The organism is Lysobacter sp. 1R34A (assembly GCF_051217035.1).
Classification (GTDB): Bacteria; Pseudomonadota; Gammaproteobacteria; order Xanthomonadales; family Xanthomonadaceae; genus Lysobacter.
This window is the reverse complement of sequence record NZ_JBPKJP010000036.1, coordinates 1-15,899: the sequence shown is the minus strand read 5'-3', so window position 1 is coordinate 15,899 and position 15,899 is coordinate 1. Positions and strand designations below refer to the sequence as shown.

The 15,899-nt window shown below is 67.3% G+C and carries 15 protein-coding genes, 3 tRNA genes and 1 pseudogene; 3 read left to right on the top strand and 16 right to left on the bottom strand.

The genetic code is table 11. The features are described 5' to 3' along the window. Positions 1-273: 273 nt before the first annotated feature. On the top strand, positions 274-840 hold the full coding sequence (locus tag ACSAMQ_RS10560; protein ID WP_435395603.1) for a helix-turn-helix domain-containing protein: 567 nt from the start codon (positions 274-276) through the stop codon (positions 838-840). A gap of 5 nt (positions 841-845) precedes the next feature. Then, entirely contained in the window at positions 846-1,415 is a 570-nt protein-coding gene (locus ACSAMQ_RS10555; protein ID WP_435395602.1) for a GNAT family N-acetyltransferase, read from the top strand. A 91-nt stretch (positions 1,416-1,506) separates the two neighbouring features. On the opposite strand, the gene ACSAMQ_RS10550 is transcribed toward ACSAMQ_RS10555, so the two are convergent. From ACSAMQ_RS10550 to ACSAMQ_RS10525, 6 genes are all read right to left on the bottom strand, one after another. Beyond that, entirely contained in the window at positions 1,507-2,484 is a 978-nt protein-coding gene (locus ACSAMQ_RS10550; protein ID WP_435395601.1) for an FG-GAP repeat domain-containing protein, read from the bottom strand. 721 nt (positions 2,485-3,205) lie between these two features. Beyond that, the gene (locus ACSAMQ_RS10545; RefSeq protein WP_435395600.1) at positions 3,206-3,751 is read right to left on the bottom strand and encodes a hypothetical protein; all 546 of its coding nucleotides are present in this window, start codon (positions 3,749-3,751) and stop codon (positions 3,206-3,208) included. A 277-nt stretch (positions 3,752-4,028) separates the two neighbouring features. Beyond that, entirely contained in the window at positions 4,029-4,325 is a 297-nt protein-coding gene (locus ACSAMQ_RS10540) for a hypothetical protein (protein WP_435395599.1), read from the bottom strand. 166 nt (positions 4,326-4,491) lie between these two features. Further along, a complete protein-coding gene (locus ACSAMQ_RS10535; protein WP_435395598.1) occupies positions 4,492-4,848 on the bottom strand; it encodes a TonB-dependent receptor domain-containing protein in 357 nt (118 codons plus the stop codon). Between the two features lie 572 nt (positions 4,849-5,420). After that, positions 5,421-5,573: a hypothetical protein gene (locus ACSAMQ_RS10530; RefSeq protein ID WP_435395597.1), complete on the bottom strand. Its 153-nt coding sequence runs from the start codon at positions 5,571-5,573 to the stop codon at positions 5,421-5,423. Continuing rightward, the gene (locus tag ACSAMQ_RS10525; protein ID WP_435395596.1) at positions 5,570-5,779 is read right to left on the bottom strand and encodes a TonB-dependent receptor plug domain-containing protein; all 210 of its coding nucleotides are present in this window, start codon (positions 5,777-5,779) and stop codon (positions 5,570-5,572) included. The genes ACSAMQ_RS10530 and ACSAMQ_RS10525 overlap by 4 nt, the downstream gene beginning before the upstream one ends. Positions 5,780-6,608: 829 nt before the next feature. Here ACSAMQ_RS10525 and ACSAMQ_RS10520 point away from each other — a divergent pair. Beyond that, positions 6,609-6,695: transfer RNA gene (locus tag ACSAMQ_RS10520), tRNA-Leu, on the top strand. Between the two features lie 400 nt (positions 6,696-7,095). Here ACSAMQ_RS10520 and ACSAMQ_RS10515 read toward each other — a convergent pair. The 10 genes and pseudogenes from ACSAMQ_RS10515 to ACSAMQ_RS10470 all read right to left on the bottom strand — a co-directional run bounded on the left by ACSAMQ_RS10515 (position 7,096) and on the right by ACSAMQ_RS10470 (position 15,711). Next, a tRNA-Cys gene (locus tag ACSAMQ_RS10515) sits at positions 7,096-7,169 on the bottom strand. Positions 7,170-7,302: 133 nt separating this feature from the next. Next, positions 7,303-7,378 (bottom strand) — tRNA-Gly (locus ACSAMQ_RS10510). A 126-nt stretch (positions 7,379-7,504) separates the two neighbouring features. Beyond that, positions 7,505-8,080, bottom strand: coding sequence for a CDP-diacylglycerol--glycerol-3-phosphate 3-phosphatidyltransferase (pgsA, locus tag ACSAMQ_RS10505; protein WP_031371443.1), 576 nt, complete (start codon positions 8,078-8,080; stop codon positions 7,505-7,507). A gap of 107 nt (positions 8,081-8,187) precedes the next feature. Next, positions 8,188-10,020, bottom strand: a pseudogene (uvrC, locus tag ACSAMQ_RS10500) (excinuclease ABC subunit UvrC); the annotation flags it as partial. A gap of 338 nt (positions 10,021-10,358) precedes the next feature. After that, the gene (locus ACSAMQ_RS10495; RefSeq protein ID WP_435395595.1) at positions 10,359-10,835 is read right to left on the bottom strand and encodes a low molecular weight protein-tyrosine-phosphatase; all 477 of its coding nucleotides are present in this window, start codon (positions 10,833-10,835) and stop codon (positions 10,359-10,361) included. Between the two features lie 2 nt (positions 10,836-10,837). Beyond that, positions 10,838-11,629, bottom strand: coding sequence for a 3-deoxy-manno-octulosonate cytidylyltransferase (gene kdsB / locus ACSAMQ_RS10490; protein WP_435395594.1), 792 nt, complete (start codon positions 11,627-11,629; stop codon positions 10,838-10,840). A 173-nt stretch (positions 11,630-11,802) separates the two neighbouring features. Further along, a complete protein-coding gene (lpxK, locus tag ACSAMQ_RS10485; protein WP_435395593.1) occupies positions 11,803-12,846 on the bottom strand; it encodes a tetraacyldisaccharide 4'-kinase in 1,044 nt (347 codons plus the stop codon). Beyond that, positions 12,843-14,591, bottom strand: a complete 1,749-nt coding sequence (gene msbA / locus ACSAMQ_RS10480; RefSeq protein WP_435395592.1) for a lipid A export permease/ATP-binding protein MsbA — start codon at positions 14,589-14,591, stop codon at positions 12,843-12,845. The genes lpxK and msbA overlap by 4 nt, the downstream gene beginning before the upstream one ends. Continuing rightward, entirely contained in the window at positions 14,588-15,037 is a 450-nt protein-coding gene (locus ACSAMQ_RS10475; protein WP_435395591.1) for an ExbD/TolR family protein, read from the bottom strand. Before ACSAMQ_RS10475 ends, msbA begins: the two co-directional genes overlap by 4 nt. Before the next feature lie 11 nt (positions 15,038-15,048). Further along, positions 15,049-15,711 (bottom strand): MotA/TolQ/ExbB proton channel family protein, encoded by a 663-nt coding sequence (locus ACSAMQ_RS10470; protein ID WP_435395590.1) that lies wholly within the window; start codon positions 15,709-15,711, stop codon positions 15,049-15,051. Positions 15,712-15,899: the final 188 nt, after the last annotated feature.

Sequence of the window (15,899 nt, the reverse complement as noted above, 5' to 3'; positions counted from 1 at the left end):
CGCCTGAATGGCTGAATACGACATTGCGTCGTGGTGACGGGCCAGCCTGCGCCCCGAAGCGTTAGCCGTACGTGAACCGCACTGGTTGTCGTAGCCGGGCCCGTTGCCGTCCAAGGGCAGGCTGGCGCGGTGTGGGCGCCGATGACTCGTCGCCCGGAGCGCGCAACGGCTTGCTGCGTGGCCCTCTCAGCGGATCCTGGTTCCGTTGAAGTCCTCGGCGCGCCCTTCCGACCCTGATTGACGCCCCCCATTACCGTCCAGTAAAAGATACGCATGACTACTTTACTGGACGAATCGAGCCGCCAACTGGCCCGCCGGATACGCCTGGAGCGCGAAACCCGCGGCTGGTCGCTATCCGAACTGGCCGCCCGCTCGGAGGTGTCGAAAGCCGCGATCAGCAAGATCGAACGCGGCGAAACCAGCCCGACCGCGGCCCTGCTGGTGCGATTGGCCGGCGCCTTCGATCTCACCCTGGCCGGGCTGCTGTTGCGCGCCGAGGGCGATGCCGGCCGGCTGTCGCGCGCCGAGGCGCAACCGGTCTGGCGCGACCCGGACACCGGATACCGCCGCAAGCAGATCTTCGTCCGTCCCGACCATCCGGTCGAGATCGTCGAGGTCGAGATGCCGCCCGGAAGGCGCGTGTCCCTGCCCGCCTCGTCTTATGCGCGCATACGCCAGGCCATCCGGGTGGTCGAAGGCGAACTCAGCATCGTCGAAGGCGGCGAGACCTATCGCCTGCAGGCCGGCGACTGCCTCGGCTTCGGCCCGCCGTCGGACGTCGTGCTCGCCAACGAAACCCCAAAGCCCTGCACCTACCTCGTCGTCCTGGCCAGGAGCTGAGCCGCATGCCCGCCACCGGAACGTCCATCGCCGACCGCCCCGCCATCGAGATCAGGCCGCTGTCGTCGTCGGCCGAAATCCACTCGATGCTGAGCGAACTGCTGATCGAGGTCGTCGCTCACGGCGGCTCGGTCGGCTTCATGCATCCGCTGCCGCCGGAGCAGGCGCAGGCGTTCTGGCGCAACGCGCTGGCGGCGGCCGATCTCGGCACGCGCATCGTGCTCGGCGCCTTCGATCGCGACCGGCTCGTCGGCACGGTGAGCCTGCTGCTCGACTGCCCGCCGAACCAACCGCACCGGGCCGAAATCGCCAAGCTGATGACATGCCGCGGCCATCGAGGCCGCGGCGTGGCCTCGGCGCTGGTGCGCGCCGCCGAAACGCGGGCGCGCGAGCATCGGCGCAACCTGCTCGTGCTCGATACCGCGAGCGACGAAGGCGCTTCGGCCCTGTACGAAAAACTGGGCTACGTCCGCGCCGGCGAAATCCCCGACTACGCCCTGAAGCCGCACGGCGGGCTGACCGGGACGATCATCTTCTGGAAGCGGCTTCAAGCCGGACCATCGAGTGCGAACTGACGATCGCAAAGCCCTTGGGCGATCGGCGAAAAACGCCGATCGCCAATGGTTGTACGACTCAGTCCACTCCGGTCATGTACTTAGCGCCTGATCATCCACCATCCAGATAGATAAGCAGGCATTTCCTCGCCGACAAACCCGTCACCCTGCGATGACGCCACATCAGATCGGCACGGCCGCCGCCGACATCCCGGTGGCAACCAGTCCCAGCCCTGCGGATAGTTCGACATGATCTCGCCGACGAAACCCAAGTCTTCGGCAGCTCGCTACAATTGCATTTACGTCGTCGGTCCAGGCCACATCCATGCGGCCGTCGCCGAGACCCATCGCGGTATTGGCGGCGTTGCATCAGAACAGATCGGCGTTGCCGCCGCCATTCACATCTCCTGCGGCAACCACTCGCCAACCTGTCGGATAGTCCGGCATCGCCGTACCGGCAGTCCACCGCCCGTCCCACAGCGGCCAAAGCCGCGCCATGCTGCAGGCAATAGCCGATCCGATGGTTGTGGTCGAACCCGGACCACAAGTCTTGCACGCCATCGCGATCCACTCCGGCAATGTCCAGTGAGGTCCCCGCCGCGTCCGCCGGATAGGCATCCGCGTTGCCGCTCAAGACACTCGCCTGCTGCAGATAAACCTGCACGTTGCTTTCGGGAGGAGCGACCTGTGTGCCGGGCGCGGCCAGATCGTCGTAGCCATCGGGATCGAGATCGCTGCCGGCCAAACGCAGGACTGCAAGGTTGCTGCCCAGCGATAAGGCGCCGCGAAGCCGTTCTGGCCGTCGCTCAGGAAGACTAAGACCAGGACTGACTGACAGAGTCGAATTCTCGAAACGTATCGCCTGGTCCGGCTGGCCATCTCCGTTGAAGTCGCCCTTTGCCATCGAACGGGTCTTCTGGATGTCGCGAGGGTCGAACGCCCCGGTAATGAGGGAGAGCTGATTGCCGAGCCCTCCCTCGCCGTCGCCCTTGAAAACGGTCAATCGATTGCGAGGGTCGGGAGCTTGGCCTCCGCTTGGCACGCTGAAATGAGCGATGACATCCATCGAACCGTCGCCGTCGACATCCATGAAAACCGCCGGGACATCGGCCTTGAAAGTCGGAACTCGAAGGATGAGCCCAGCGACAGCCCATTTGCGCTGCCTGAAACGAAAAGATCGAACGAGTTCGATCCGGTGACGACAAGATCCTCGATGCCATCGCCATTGATATCCGCCGCAGTACCGACGAAGGCGTCCCTTACGATTGACAGGGCATGGTCGCGAGGCTCCCAATTTGCTATCGGCTGTCTGCGGATATTCAACGGCCGGGAGACGGGGGCAGCAGTAGGAATCGGCGACGACAGACATGAGATCCGGCTGGGTGTCGCCCGTCGCATCACCTATCTCCGCAGCCAGGTAGGTGCCAGCCACTCGAAATTGCTGACCAGGATCTGCGACACGTCGAGTGAGTAAGGAGACACCGCGGAGCGGGACGGCGCGTTGGCCTTAGCGGGGGGAGGAAGCGAGCAATAGGCAGGTCAATGCCATCACCAACACTCGAGTCTGGTGGCTAAGTCGGACCCAGTATGCGCCGTAAGGCGAGTCCCCGGTCAAGACCCGCAGTAGTGCGATTGAAGGGCTATCCGGCCAAAAGCGAATCGCAAACCGAGAGCTCCCGTCCGATGAAGGCAGTGTGCCTTGGCACATCGCCGGCGACGATGAAGTGTCGGCATACGGTTTGAATGTTCGCTTCGTCCCGCCTTGCATGAGCTGCCCATTTGCCGCAACAAATGGGCAGCCGGATCGTTGATTACAGGAATATGTAACCCAGAACGCCGTCCATCGCGGTACCGGGATGTCCGTCGCAGGTCGGGCTATGGGTGTCGAAGTGATGCGGCTGCCCCGTTACGAACCGGCATCGGTACAACGGCACAGTCCCTTCGATCTGAGTGGTGCTGAGGTATCCGGTGAAACCGTGAAGCGTATTCAGCGCATACCCTTCGCAATTCGCGTCGGTGGAAGTGAAAGGACTGGGATGCTTGCCCGGAACGCTGATGAGGCAGTTGTAGATCGGCCGAGACCCAGGGAAGGAGGTTTTGGAGACGAAGCCGAGCACACCTTCCTGGTTGTACTGCAGTTCCCAGGTATCGGGCAAGAACCAGCCTGAAAAGTGATAGCCCGAGGCATTGCTCTGACTGAAGAAATATCGATTCAGGACCTGCAACTCCACGCCGGGTGGCAGTGCGGCCAGCACCACCTCATTCGTTGACTCCCGTGGCGCGGCGACGGCGCTAGAGCCGAGCGCGCAAAAGCCTAGCAGTGCGGATAAGACGGCGATCTTGGACGAAAAAACCATGTGTTGCTCCTTTCCTTGTTGAGAATGGTCCGGCGCCGACCACTCATTGGTCGAGGCGCGCTACAACATAAAGAACGGTCTTCGCACACACCGCGACAATCGTCTGGAAAAAGTTTGCCTAGTCGGGCCGATCATGCGATCTGCGCAGGATCGTTCCTAACGGCCATAGCGAACCGCTTCTACAACCGAGCCGGAACAACGATTGCGACGCCGTCCGCGGCGACCCGTCGCATGATCGAGCGATAAATCCGGACCTTTGCTCTCTGAAGGAGTTCGGTCAGAACCGGTATTTCACCGTCGCGAGCAGATTGCGTTCGCTGCCGGGGTAATAACCGCTGTGGGCGCGCGAAGCGGCGTAGTCGCGGTCGAACAGATTGTTGGCGTTGAGCGCGTAGCGCCAGGGCCATGCTGGTAGTGCGCGCTGGCGTCGAGCAGGGCGACGACGCCCCCCGGCGCTGGTGTTGGCTTCGTCGTTCCAACGTCGGCCGACGTAGCGAACGCCGACGCCGAAGTCGTTGTCGGCGGTATAGTCCAGCCACAGATGCGTTTTGCTTCGGCACCTGGATCGGCGCATGACCGAGCTCGTTTAGGCTTAGCGCTTTCGATCACTTCCATGTCGAGCCAACTGTAGGAGCCGGTCAGGTTGAGGCCGGGGACGAGTTCGGCCTTGGCTTCGAGTTCGACACCACGGGAACGGATGCGGCCGATCTGGCGGCCCTCGAAGGTCTGTCGATCTTGGGTCACGCCGCCGCGGTCAACAGGATCCGCGAACCCTCGGGCAGAAACTTGATGCGCCTTCGATCTGTTTGCCGCGGCTCGGCCGAAAGACATCGTTGTCGCGGTCCACCCCGCCGGTGGGCGGGAGTGATTCGCCGTAACTGATGTATGGAACCCAACCGTTGCCGACCGGATGATTGAGGCCGGCCCGGCCGCTGAACTGGCGGTCGCTCTGGCGGGTGCGCGCGGCGCCAAGGCGATCCAGTCACCGAGGTGACCCGGTCCTGGCGCGCACTGAGCGTGACCAGCCAACGGTCGGCGACCCGGATCTGGTCCTGCAGGTAGACGCCCAGTTGTTCGCTGTCCTGCCGGTAGCTCAATCCGAGCAGGCCCGGTTCGGCGATCGCCTATCCGTACACCGGCTCCAGCAGATCGATGCTCGGCGCGGGGCCGGAGAAGGATCGGGTCGAATAGTCGATACGGGTCCAATCGAGACGAACAACAGGGTGTTCTCGACGTCGCCGGCGACCACCCTGCCCTGCAGTGACTGTCGGCGGTCCGTTGCCCGACCTGGCCTTCGTCGTAACGCGCGGTGCGGCCGTCGGCGAGCAAGCGCGACTGCATGTGATGCTTGTCGGTGTCGAAGCCGTTGTAGCGCGGATTCTGCCGCAGCGACCAAGCACCGTTGAACCGATGTTCGAACAGATAACCGAGCGAACGCTGCTCCTGCTCGATCCAGCCGTAGCGCGGCTCGCTTTCCTTGACCCGGGTGGGCACGCCGATCGGGCCGACCAGGTAGCCGGTGTCGTCGCCGGTCCCGCTGTCGAGGAATTCGCCGAGCAACGTCAGCGAGGTCGCCTCCGAAGGCCGCTAGCGCAGCGACGGCGCGCGGCGCCGTTCGGATAACGTTTCTGGGTTTCGCTGTCCAGGCCGACGCCGACCAAGCGATAGCTCAGCGTGTCGCCGAGCGCACCGCCCAGATCGACGCCCAATTGCGGGCGATCGAAGCTGCGAGCTGATGTTCCATTTCGCACACCGCGTTGTCGCCCGGCCACTTGCTGACCCGGTTGACCAGGCCACCGGCGTCGCTTTGCCCGAAGGTCACCGAGCCGGGCCGCGCAAGAATTCGACCCGCTCCAGGCCATAGGACTCGGACAGCGAGTAAGCCGGCAACGCCAGGCCATCGCGGAACATCGCATTGGTCGCGCCGAAGCTGCGAATCGACAGCCAGTCAATGCCGCGCGCGTCGTAGCCCCACTTGCCGACCGCGACGCCGGGCGCGTAGCGCACCGCCTCCATGATGGTCCGCACGCCGCGCGTCGAGTTCGTCGCGTCCGATCACCGAGATCGATTGCGGCGTCCCGAGCAAAGGCGTGTCGTCTTGGTGCCGGTCGCCTGCGACGCGCTACATAACCCTGGAACGGACCGTTCGCGGTTTCGGCGTAGGCGGTGCCGTGCACATGACCGTCGGCAGAGCGTGGCCGGTCGCCTCCAGCGCCTCAGCGTAGACGGATCCTGCGCCGGGGCAGAGGCACCCGGCCCGAAGCCCGGACGGCTTCAGAATAGGGAGGTTGCGCGCAGGCGAGCGCGAGAGCGGCGGTCAGCAGGCTCGGCCACAACCGGGTCATGAGGGCCTCTGGAGATTCGGATAGGTAGGCCGGGCCGCCACAATGAGAATAATTCTCACTTCAACGACTCATTGCCCTGGATAGCGGTGCGGTCGGACGCCGGCGTCGAGCCTGCGCCGGGCCGGCTGGCAGACATTCGCGAACAGCGGTGATGGCGGCCTCGGCACCGGGGCCAGACATCGAGTCCGGACCACCCGAGCCGAGTCAGAGTTCTGCCGCCGGCCTCCGTTGGCCAGTCGCGCTCGCTTCGCATCGACGCATTGGACTTGTCCGAAGCCGAGTACCCGGCTTCGCCGAGAAGGCGCCATCGATGAGCCGCGCCTCGGCGTAGCGCGAGGCATCCCCGCCCCGGCTCTCGCCCGGGCGACAGCGCGGTGGTTCGGCTCGCTACGAGCAATCGAGGCACGCAGCCGCTCGTCGCAGGGTCACGCGCCCAGCGCCGGGGCAGGATCGGCCGCCGTTCCGCACAGGACCTGCACGCCTGTCGTAAGCTATTGCGGTCACCGCATCCTGCCCGGATGGCGAAATCGGTAGACGCAGCAGACTTAAAATCTGCCGGCCGTAAGGCCGTGCCGGTTCGATTCCGGCTCCGGGCACCATGACCGAACGCGCGGCGCCGCGGCGCCCGCTTCTATGCGCGAAAGGCCTTGAAAACAAGGCTTTTACTGCGATTCTGGCAACGCCGATCGTCGGTCTCGCCTTAAACCGCCCACCGAGGCCGCCAGGCGATCCCGGCAACAGCACGCGAGCGCCCGCCCCTTGCCGGCGGTTCGCCAATCCCTTGCAAGACTCATAGCGCCGCCCGCCGCGCGAACGCGAGACTCGCAACGACGCATCGAGTTCATCGCGCGAAGTCGATCAAACTCGATCAGTTTCGATGTGCCGCAATCGGCGACGAGACCGTTGCGTTCGGCGGAAGATGCCGCAATGCGTCGTCGCTGTGTCCGCGCGAACGCCGGACGCAAAAAAACGACCAGGTCGCCCTGGTCGTTTTCGAATTGGAGGCCGAGGTCGGAATTGAACCGGCGTACGCGGATTTGCAGTCCGCTGCATAACCACTCTGCCACCCGGCCGGTGACTTGCCACAGCATACTGCCTGCGGCTGCGTCGGCTTGCAATCGCGGCAAGCCTTCGCCTGAAAAAACAAAACCCCGCGGGCGGGGTTTTGTTTCTGAGGATGACTCCGTTACCGGAGGTCCTCTAATTTGGAGCGGGAAACGAGACTCGAACTCGCGACCCCGACCTTGGCAAGGTCGTGCTCTACCAACTGAGCTATTCCCGCTGAAGGAAGCGATATTTTAGGGATCGAAAGAAAAGTGTCAACTACTTTTTTTCGATGCCTGGAAGCGATTCAGTCCCCGATGCGTTCGTTGCCTGCCAAGGCTTCGTTCGCGCCGAACCGATGCGATCAGTTCGTGGGCTTGTTGGCGTCCTCGCGCATTATAGGCCATGCCGCGCGTAAATACGCTAGTCCCGACCACAAAGTCAGCAACGCCGCCGCGGCCAGCAACCATTCGCCGATGCCGAAGATCGGCAAGCCCCACACGCGCTCCTGATAAAGCAGGCAAACCAGCGCGACCATCTGCACGATGGTCTTGATCTTGCCGATCGAGGCCACTTTCACCGCGGCGCGCTGGCCGAGCTCGGCCATCCACTCGCGCAGCGCCGACACCGCGATTTCGCGGCCGACGATGACCGCCGCCCACAAGGTCATCCACACGGTCGGATGTTTCTGCACGATCAGCAGCAGCGCCACCGCGACCATCAGTTTGTCGGCCACCGGGTCCAGAAAGGCGCCGAACGCCGAGTACTGGTCGTAGCGGCGAGCGATCCAGCCGTCGAGCCAGTCGGTGATCGAGGCGAACGCGAAAATGAACGCGGCGGCGAAATTGGTCCACGGATAGTCCAGGAAAAACACCACCACGAGCACCGGGATCAGCACGATCCGGGCCAGAGTCAGCATGGTGGGTATGGTCAACTTCATCCTTCACTCCGCTTGGGATCGGGTGCCGCGGCCGCGGCCCCCTGCTTCTTGCCGCCCGCCGCCGCAGCGGCGACCTTGTTGCCAGCGCCCGTGCCCGCCCCCTCGGCGGGCGTGTCCAGCCCGTGCAAGGCGGCGTAGATGCGCTCGGCCAGGGCTTCGTTGACCCCCTCGACGCGGGCGATCTCCTCGACCCCGGCGGCCTTCAAGCCGCCCAGACCGCCGAAATGCCGCAACAGATTAGCGCGCCGACGCGGCCCGATACCGGGAATGTCTTCCAGCCTACTGCTGTTGCGGGCCTTCTGGCGACGCCCCCGATGGCCGGTGATGGCGAAACGGTGCGCCTCGTCGCGAACCTGCTGGATCAGCTGCAGGGCCGGCGATTCGGCGCCCGGGCGCACGGTCCGGCCGTCCGGGAGCAGCAATTCCTCCTCGCCGGGGCGCCGGGCCGGACCCTTGGCCACGCCGACCAGGATCAGGCCCTCGACCCCGAGCTCGTGGAGCGCGGCGCGGGCCTGGGCCACCTGCCCGGCCCCGCCGTCGATCAGCAGGACGTCCGGCACCACCCCGTTTTCCTCGACCGCGCGCCGGAACCGGCGCGAAATCGCCTGATTCATGGCCGCGTAGTCGTCGCCCTCGACGATGCCGTTGATGTTGTAACGGCGGTACTGGCCGCGCACCGGGCCCTCGGCGTCGAACACCACGCACGAGGCGACGGTGGCCTCGCCCATGGTGTGGCTGATGTCGAAGCACTCGATCCGCGACGGTAGCGACGGCATCCCGAGCAGGTCGCGCAAAGCTTCGGCGCGGGCGAGTTGGGCGGCGTGGCTGGTGAGCTCGGTGCCGAGCGCGAGTTCGGCGTTGCGCCGCGCCATGTCGAGGTAACCGGCGCGTTCGCCGCGCACGTTGCATTTGATCTGGACCCGGCGTTCGCCGGAGCTCGACAGCGCGTGTTCGAGCAGTTCGCGCTCGGGCAGGTCGCGGTCGAGCACGATCTCGCGCGGCGGCGGTTGCTCGGCGTAGTACTGCGAGACGAACGCGGCCAGCACTTCCTCGGGGTTGTCGCTGCCGTTGGTCTTGGGAAAGAACGCGCGCGTGCCGAGGTTGCGGCCGTCGCGGAACGCCAGCAGCAATACGCAGGCCGACACGCCCTGCATCGCCACCGCGAGCACGTCGAGATCGGCGGCGCGGCCATCCACGTACTGGCGCGCCTGCAGAGTGCGGATGCCGGTGATGAGGTCGCGCAGGCGCGCGGCGTCCTCGAAATCCAGGCGCATGCTCGCCTCTTCCATGCTGCGGCCGAGCTCGTCGGTGAGCTCGTCGCTGCGTCCGTCCAGCAACAGCCCGGCGCGGCGCACGCTCTCGGCGTAGTCGCGCGCCGGCACCAGGCCCACGCAGGGCGCGCTGCAACGTCCGATCTGGTGCTGCAGGCAGGGCCGCGAACGGTTGCGGAACACGCTGTCCTCACAACTGCGCAGGCGGAACAGTTTGTGCATCAGATTGAGCGTGTCGCGCACCGCGCCGACGCTGGCATAGGGGCCGAAGTAACGCCCGGGGATCGCGCGCGGACCGCGGTGCATGGCGATGCGCGGCCAGGCCTCCTGGGTCATCAGGACGTAGGGATAGCTCTTGTCGTCGCGCAGCAGCACGTTGTAGCGCGGCTTGAGCGATTTAATCAGCTGGTTTTCGAGGATCAGCGCCTCGGCCTCGGTGCGGGTGACCGTGACCTCCATGCGCACGGTCTGGGCCAGCATCGACATGATGCGGGTCGACTTGGGCGTGGCGTTGAAATAGCTCGATACGCGGTTGCGCAGCGCCCCGGCCTTGCCGACGTAGAGCACGTTGTCGTCGGCGCCGATCATGCGGTAGACGCCCGGCGCGGTGCTCAGATGCTTGACGAAGGCCTTGCCGTCGAACGCCGTCGCTTGGGGGGCGGCCGTCACGAGAGCCTCGCTTGCGGGCGGGCGCGCGCGGACACGGCAACGCGCGCGCCGGCACAGGCGCGGTGGGGGACGTTCGAACGGGCGGGCGCGGTGGCGGGCATCGGCGGATCGGGGAAAGCGGAGCGAAGGGCCGGTTTCTGGATTGGGTTGATTATGCGCGAGCGCAAGGGCCGGAATCGGGCCCTGGACCCGAATGCCCGGCCCGAACCCGACATCGGACTGAATGCGTCGCGAATCGTCGAGTGCGGCCGCTCGGCGCTCGCGGCGGCAAGGCAACGACGGCATTCGGCAAGGCGCGGCCAGGGGCGACGGCCGCACTGCGCCTGCCGCGAGCGCGATCAGCGCAGGCGCAGCTCTTCGCGCAGGCGCGCGATCGCGCCGTCGGCGGCGCGGTCGAGCAACTGGAACACGTGCTCGAACTGGGCCGGCCCGCCGGTGTAGGGATCGGGCACTTCGCCCTCGGTTTCCAGGCCGCACCAATCGAGCAGCAGCGCGCTGCGGGCCTGGGCGCCGCGCGGCGCGCGGGCACGGACATCTCGCAGATTGGCGCGATCGGCGCACAGCAGCCAGTCGAAGTCGCGGTAGTCGGATGCGGCGAGTTGGCGCGCGCGCAGGCCGGAAATATCGATGCCGTGTCCGGCGGCGTTGGCGATCGAACGCCGGTCCGGCGGCTCGCCGACGTGCCAGTCGCCGGTGCCGGCCGAATCGAGCTCGACCCGCCCGGCCACCGACGAGGCGGCGATGCGCGCGCGCAGCACGCCCTCGGCGACCGGCGAGCGGCAGATGTTGCCGAGACAGACGATCAGCAGGCGCATGCTCAGCCGCCCTCGCCCGCCGCGCCCGCCCGGTTGCCGGCCAGGTGCGCTTCGGCGCGGGCGAGGTCTTCGGGGGTGTCGACGCCGGGCGGGAACGGCTCCGGAGTGATGCCCACGGCGATGCGGTAGCCGGCTTCGAGCGCGCGCAGTTGTTCGAGCGACTCGATCTGTTCGAGCCGGCCCGGGCGCAGCTTGGCGAACTTGCGCAGGAAGCCGGCGCGGTAGCCGTAGATGCCGATGTGGCGCAGCCATTCGCCGCCGCCGGGCATGCGCTCGCGGTCGACGGCGAAGGCGTCGCGCGGCCACGGAATCGGCGCCCTGCTGAAATACAGCGCATCGCCGTTGCCGGCGCGCACCAGCTTGACCGCGTTCGGATCGAACAGCACCGCGACCTCGTCGATCGGCGCGGCCAGGGTCGACATCTCGGCGCCGCTGTCGCGCAGCGCGGTCGCGGTGGCGAGGATGCCCGAGGCCGGCGCGAAGGGTTCGTCGCCCTGCAGGTTGACGATCACGGTGTCGTCGCGCCACCCGGCGATGTCGGCGCACTCGGCCAGGCGGTCGGTGCCCGAGGCGTGTGCGGTCGAGGTCATCGCCACCTGCACGCCGCTGTCCTTCAACGCCTGGGCGATGCGCTCGTCGTCGGCCGCGACCCAGACCTCGCGCGCGCCGGCCGCGAGGGCGCGGCGGGCGACGTGCAGCACCAGCGGTTCGCCGGCCAGTTCGCGCAGCGGCTTGCCCGGCAGGCGCGAGGCGGCGTAACGGGCGGGAATGGCGACGACGAAATCCTGGCTCATGTACGCTCCAACGGTCGCGGCAGGCCGCGCGAGAGATTCGATGCGCCGCTTCGCGCGGCGCGGGGCGAGTTTATGTCAGGCCGGCCCAGCTCAGGCCAGCCTAGCTCAAGCCAGCTTGGGGCCGGCCGAGTTAGGTCGGGCCGCTCACGTCAGGCCGGCACGGCGCCTTGGCCTCAGCGCGCGGCGCGCGCCTGCAGTTTGTCGAGCAGCGAGACCCAGAACGCTTCCGGCAATTCGGCGCGGACCGGCACGCTGTAGTGCAGGTCCGAGGCGAACGCGCCCTCGCCCGCCAACGGAATCTTGACCGCGTCTTTTTCGGTCATCAGCACCGGCAGGCGGCTGCCGAACTCGAAATCGGCGGCGCTGTAGCGATGATGATCGGCGAAGGCGTGCGGCACGATGGCGATGCCGAGGCTGCGCAGCATGGCGAAGTAGCGCTCGGGATCGCCGATGCCGGCGACCGCGTGCACGCGCTGGCCCACGAAGGCGTCGAGTCTTAGCGGCCGGCCGCCGAGCAGCGGCAGCGCCTGGTCGGCGACCAGGCGCATCGGCCATTCGCCGAAGCCGGTGGTCGCCGCGGCGCAGTCGCCGCCGAGGTTGGGCATGTTGACCACGCGGAAGTCGCATTCGGCGCCGCGTTCGGGCGGCTCGCGCAACGGTCCGGCCGGCAGCAACTGGCCGTTGCCGTAGCGACGGCGGCCGTCGACGACTTCGATCTCGATGTCGCGGGCGAGCCGGTAATGCTGCAGCCCGTCGTCGCAGACCACGATGTCGCAACCGGCCTCGGCCAGGGCTTTCGCCGCGGCGGCGCGGTCGCGGTCGGCGCGCAGCTTGGCGCCGGTGCGGCGTGCGATCAGCACCGGCTCGTCGCCGCCCACGCGCGGATCGGTGTCGCGCTCGACCCACAGCGGCGTGGCGATGTCGTCGCGGCCGTAACCGCGGCTGGCGACGCCCGGGTTCCAGCCTTCCTGCTTCAAGCGCTGGACCAGGGCGATCGTCAGCGGCGTCTTGCCGGCGCCGCCGGCGGTGATGTTGCCGACCACGATCACCGGCACGCCGGGGTGGCGGCGGCGCTTGAGGCCTTTGCGGTACAGGGTGCGGCGCAGGTCGGTGACTGCGCCGTACAGGCCCGAGAGCAGGCGCGCATGCGCGGGCACCGGGACATCGCCGTACCAATACGCCGGCACGTGCGGCTGCCGATCCGAGGCGCCGCTCATTCGGCTTCCCGGAACTGCATGCGGTGCAGATGCGCGTACAGACCGCCCTGGGCGAGCAATTCGCTGTGGCGGCCGCGCTCGACGATGCGGCCCTGGTCGAGCACCAGCACCTGATCGGCGTGTTCGATCGTCGACAAGCGATGGGCGATGACCAGGGTGGTGCGATCCGGCATCAACCGTTCGAGCGCGTCCTGGACCAGGCGTTCGGATTCGGTGTCGAGCGCGGCGGTGGCTTCGTCGAGGATCAGGATCGGTGCGTCCTTGAGCATTGCGCGCGCGATCGCCAGGCGCTGGCGCTGGCCGCCGGAGAGCTTGCCGCCCTTGGCGCCGATCGGCGTGTTCATGCCTTCCGGCAGGCGCTCGATGAATTCGCTCGCATTGGCGCCGCCGACCGCGCGCTGCAGCGCTTCGGCCTCGCTGTCCTGCAATTCGCCGTAGGCGACATTGGCTGCGACCGTGCCGTCGAACAGCATCACCTGCTGGCCGACGAGCGCGATCTGGCGGCGCAGGTCGGCCAGGCGGTAGTCCTGCACGGGATGGCCGTCGAGCAGGATCTGCCCGGCCTCGGGGTCGTAGAAGCGCGGGATCAGCTTGATCAGGGTCGACTTGCCGCTGCCGGAGCGGCCGACGATAGCGGTGACGGTGCCGGGACGCGCGACGAAGCTGATGTCCGACAGCGCCGGACGGTCCTGGCCCGGATAACGCGCAGTGACCTCGCGGAACTCGACCAGGCCCTGACTGCGCGCGAGTTCGCGGGTGCCTTCGTCGAGCTCGTCGGCGGCGTCGAGCACGTCGAACAAGCGCTCGGCCGAGGCCAGGCCGCGCTGCAGCATGTTCTGCACGTTGGTCAGCTGACGCAGCGCCGGGATCATCGCCATCATCGACATCATCAGAGCGACGAAACCGCCCGCGCTCAGGCGCCCGGCGAAGGCTTCGTGGCTGGCGACCAGCAGCAACAAGGCCAGACCGATCGAGCCCATCAGCTGGACCATGGCCGAGGCGATGCTGCGGGTGGACTCGACCTTGAGGCTGAGGCGCAGGTAGTCGTCGGCGATGGCGCCGTAGCGGGTCAGCTCGGTCGGCTGCGCGCCGTAGACCTTCACTTCCTGCTGGTTCGACAGCGCCTGGTCGGCGGCCAACAGCAACTGCGCACCGCTTTCCTGGATCTTGTGGCTGATGCGGCGATAACGGCGGCCGACCTTGTCCATGACCCAGGCCAGCGGCGGCGCCATCACCGCGACCGCGATGGTGACCTGCCAACTGGTCCAGATCATCACCCCGAGCAAGGCGAGCGCCTGCAGCGATTGCTGGACCATGACCTTGAGCGCATCGACCGCGGCCTGCGCGACCTGGTCGCTGTCGGAGCCGAGCCGCACCAGCATCGACGGCACCGGCTCGGTATCGAAGCGCGAACCCGGCAGGCGCAGGTATTTGCCGAGCACCTTCACGCGCAGGTCGCGGGCGACGCCGCGACCGGACTTGGCCATGTAGTAGTCGGTGAGATAACCGGCCACGCCGCGCAGCACGAACAAGGCGACGATCGCCGCCGGCAGCCAGACCGCCAACGCCGAATTCTTGGCGATGAAGGTCTGGTTGATGATCGGTTCCATGATCTTGGTGAAACCGGCGCCGGCGCCGGCCTCGATCACCATGCCGAGGGCGGCGATCCAGAGCAGTCCGCGGTAGGGCCGCGAGAATTCGAGCAACCGGCGGTAGGTCTGCCAGGGCGATGCGGTGGCTGTCACCGCACCGTCCCCGCGGCGGCCTGCGCGCCCGGTTGCGGCGGCGCGGTCGCGCTCATGATCCGGCGGAACCCGAGCTGGCCGAGCGCGTCGTAGACGGTGACCACGGCCTGGTACGGGGTGCGCGCGTCGGCGCGCAGCATCACGGCGCGGTCGCGGTCGCTGCCGGCGACCTCCGCGATCGTGGTCTTGAGCGATTCGAGATCGTCGCGCAGCACCTCGCGGTCGCCGACGAAGTAACGCCCTTCGGCGTTGACCAGCACGATCAGCGCCTTGCTGGCGTCGCCCGAGGGCTCGCCGGTGGCGCGCGGCAGTTCGAGCTTGAGCACCGAGCGCGCGTCGAAGGTGGCGGTGACGACGAAGAAGATGATCAGGATCAGGATCACGTCGATCAACGGCACCAGGTTGATCTCGGGTTCGTCGTCTGCGCGATGGTCGCGGATGCGCATGCGTCGGGGCCTCAGCCGGCCTGGCCGGCCAGGCGCACCGGCGCGCGCGCCTCATGCTGGCGCGACTCGGGCGTGCCCGGGGTCAGCACGTCTACCAGGGCGATCGCCTCGTGCTCCATCGCCACGATGTACTCGGCGATGCGGCCGCGGAACCAGCGGTGCGCCATCAGCGCCGGGATCGCCACGATCATGCCGGTCGCGGTGCAGATCAGCGCCTTGCCGATGCCGCCGGCGAGTTGGTTGACGTCGCCGATGCCGTGGTCGTTGATGACCATGAACATCTGGATCATACCGACCACGGTGCCGAACAGGCCGAGCAACGGGCCTGCCGCGGAAATCGTGCCGAGTGTGTTCAGGTAGCGCTCCATGCGGTGCACGAGGTGGCGGCCGACGTCCTCGATGCGCTCGCGGATGTCCTCGCGCGGGCGATGGCGGACGTCGAGCGCGGCGGCGAGCAGCTCGCCGAGCGGCGCGGTCGCGCGCAGCGACTCGATGTGGGCCGGGTCGAGCTTGCCGGTCGCGGCCCAGGCGCGTACTTCCTGGCCGAGCTGCGGCGGCAGCACCGCCCTGCGGCGCAGGGTCCAGAGGCGTTCGATGATGATCGCCAGCGCCACCGCCGACAGGATCAACAAGGGAATCATCGGCCAACCGCCGGCCTTGACCAGTTCCAGCACTCGCGAACCTCCGGCCCGTGGCCGACATCAATCTGGCCGATAGGATAGCCCAGCGCCCGCACGCCGGGTCGCATCCCACAGGCGCGGGTGTGTCTGGCGTCGCGTTTCCACGGCGATGCCGCCGGCGCGCAACCCCACCCGCAGGGCGCCGTCGGCGGCGGTATCGCGAGTGGCGGCGCCGGCGCGGC

Bases quoted from the DNA above. Each gene is read 5' to 3' on its own strand.
- ACSAMQ_RS10540 (WP_435395599.1), bottom strand. From the start codon at position 4,325: ATGCGCCGATCCAGGTGCCGAAGCAAAACGCATCTGTGGCTGGACTAT.
- kdsB (WP_435395594.1), bottom strand. From the start codon at position 11,629: ATGAGCCAGGATTTCGTCGTCGCCATTCCCGCCCGTTACGCCGCCTCG.
- ACSAMQ_RS10555 (WP_435395602.1), top strand. From the start codon at position 846: ATGCCCGCCACCGGAACGTCCATCGCCGACCGCCCCGCCATCGAGATC.
- lpxK (WP_435395593.1), bottom strand. From the start codon at position 12,846: ATGAGCGGCGCCTCGGATCGGCAGCCGCACGTGCCGGCGTATTGGTAC.
- ACSAMQ_RS10495 (WP_435395595.1), bottom strand. From the start codon at position 10,835: ATGCGCCTGCTGATCGTCTGTCTCGGCAACATCTGCCGCTCGCCGGTC.
- pgsA (WP_031371443.1), bottom strand. From the start codon at position 8,080: ATGAAGTTGACCATACCCACCATGCTGACTCTGGCCCGGATCGTGCTG.
- ACSAMQ_RS10550 (WP_435395601.1), bottom strand. From the start codon at position 2,484: ATGGATGTCGACGGCGACGGTTCGATGGATGTCATCGCTCATTTCAGC.
- ACSAMQ_RS10545 (WP_435395600.1), bottom strand. From the start codon at position 3,751: ATGGTTTTTTCGTCCAAGATCGCCGTCTTATCCGCACTGCTAGGCTTT.
- ACSAMQ_RS10475 (WP_435395591.1), bottom strand. From the start codon at position 15,037: ATGCGCATCCGCGACCATCGCGCAGACGACGAACCCGAGATCAACCTG.
- ACSAMQ_RS10560 (WP_435395603.1), top strand. From the start codon at position 274: ATGACTACTTTACTGGACGAATCGAGCCGCCAACTGGCCCGCCGGATA.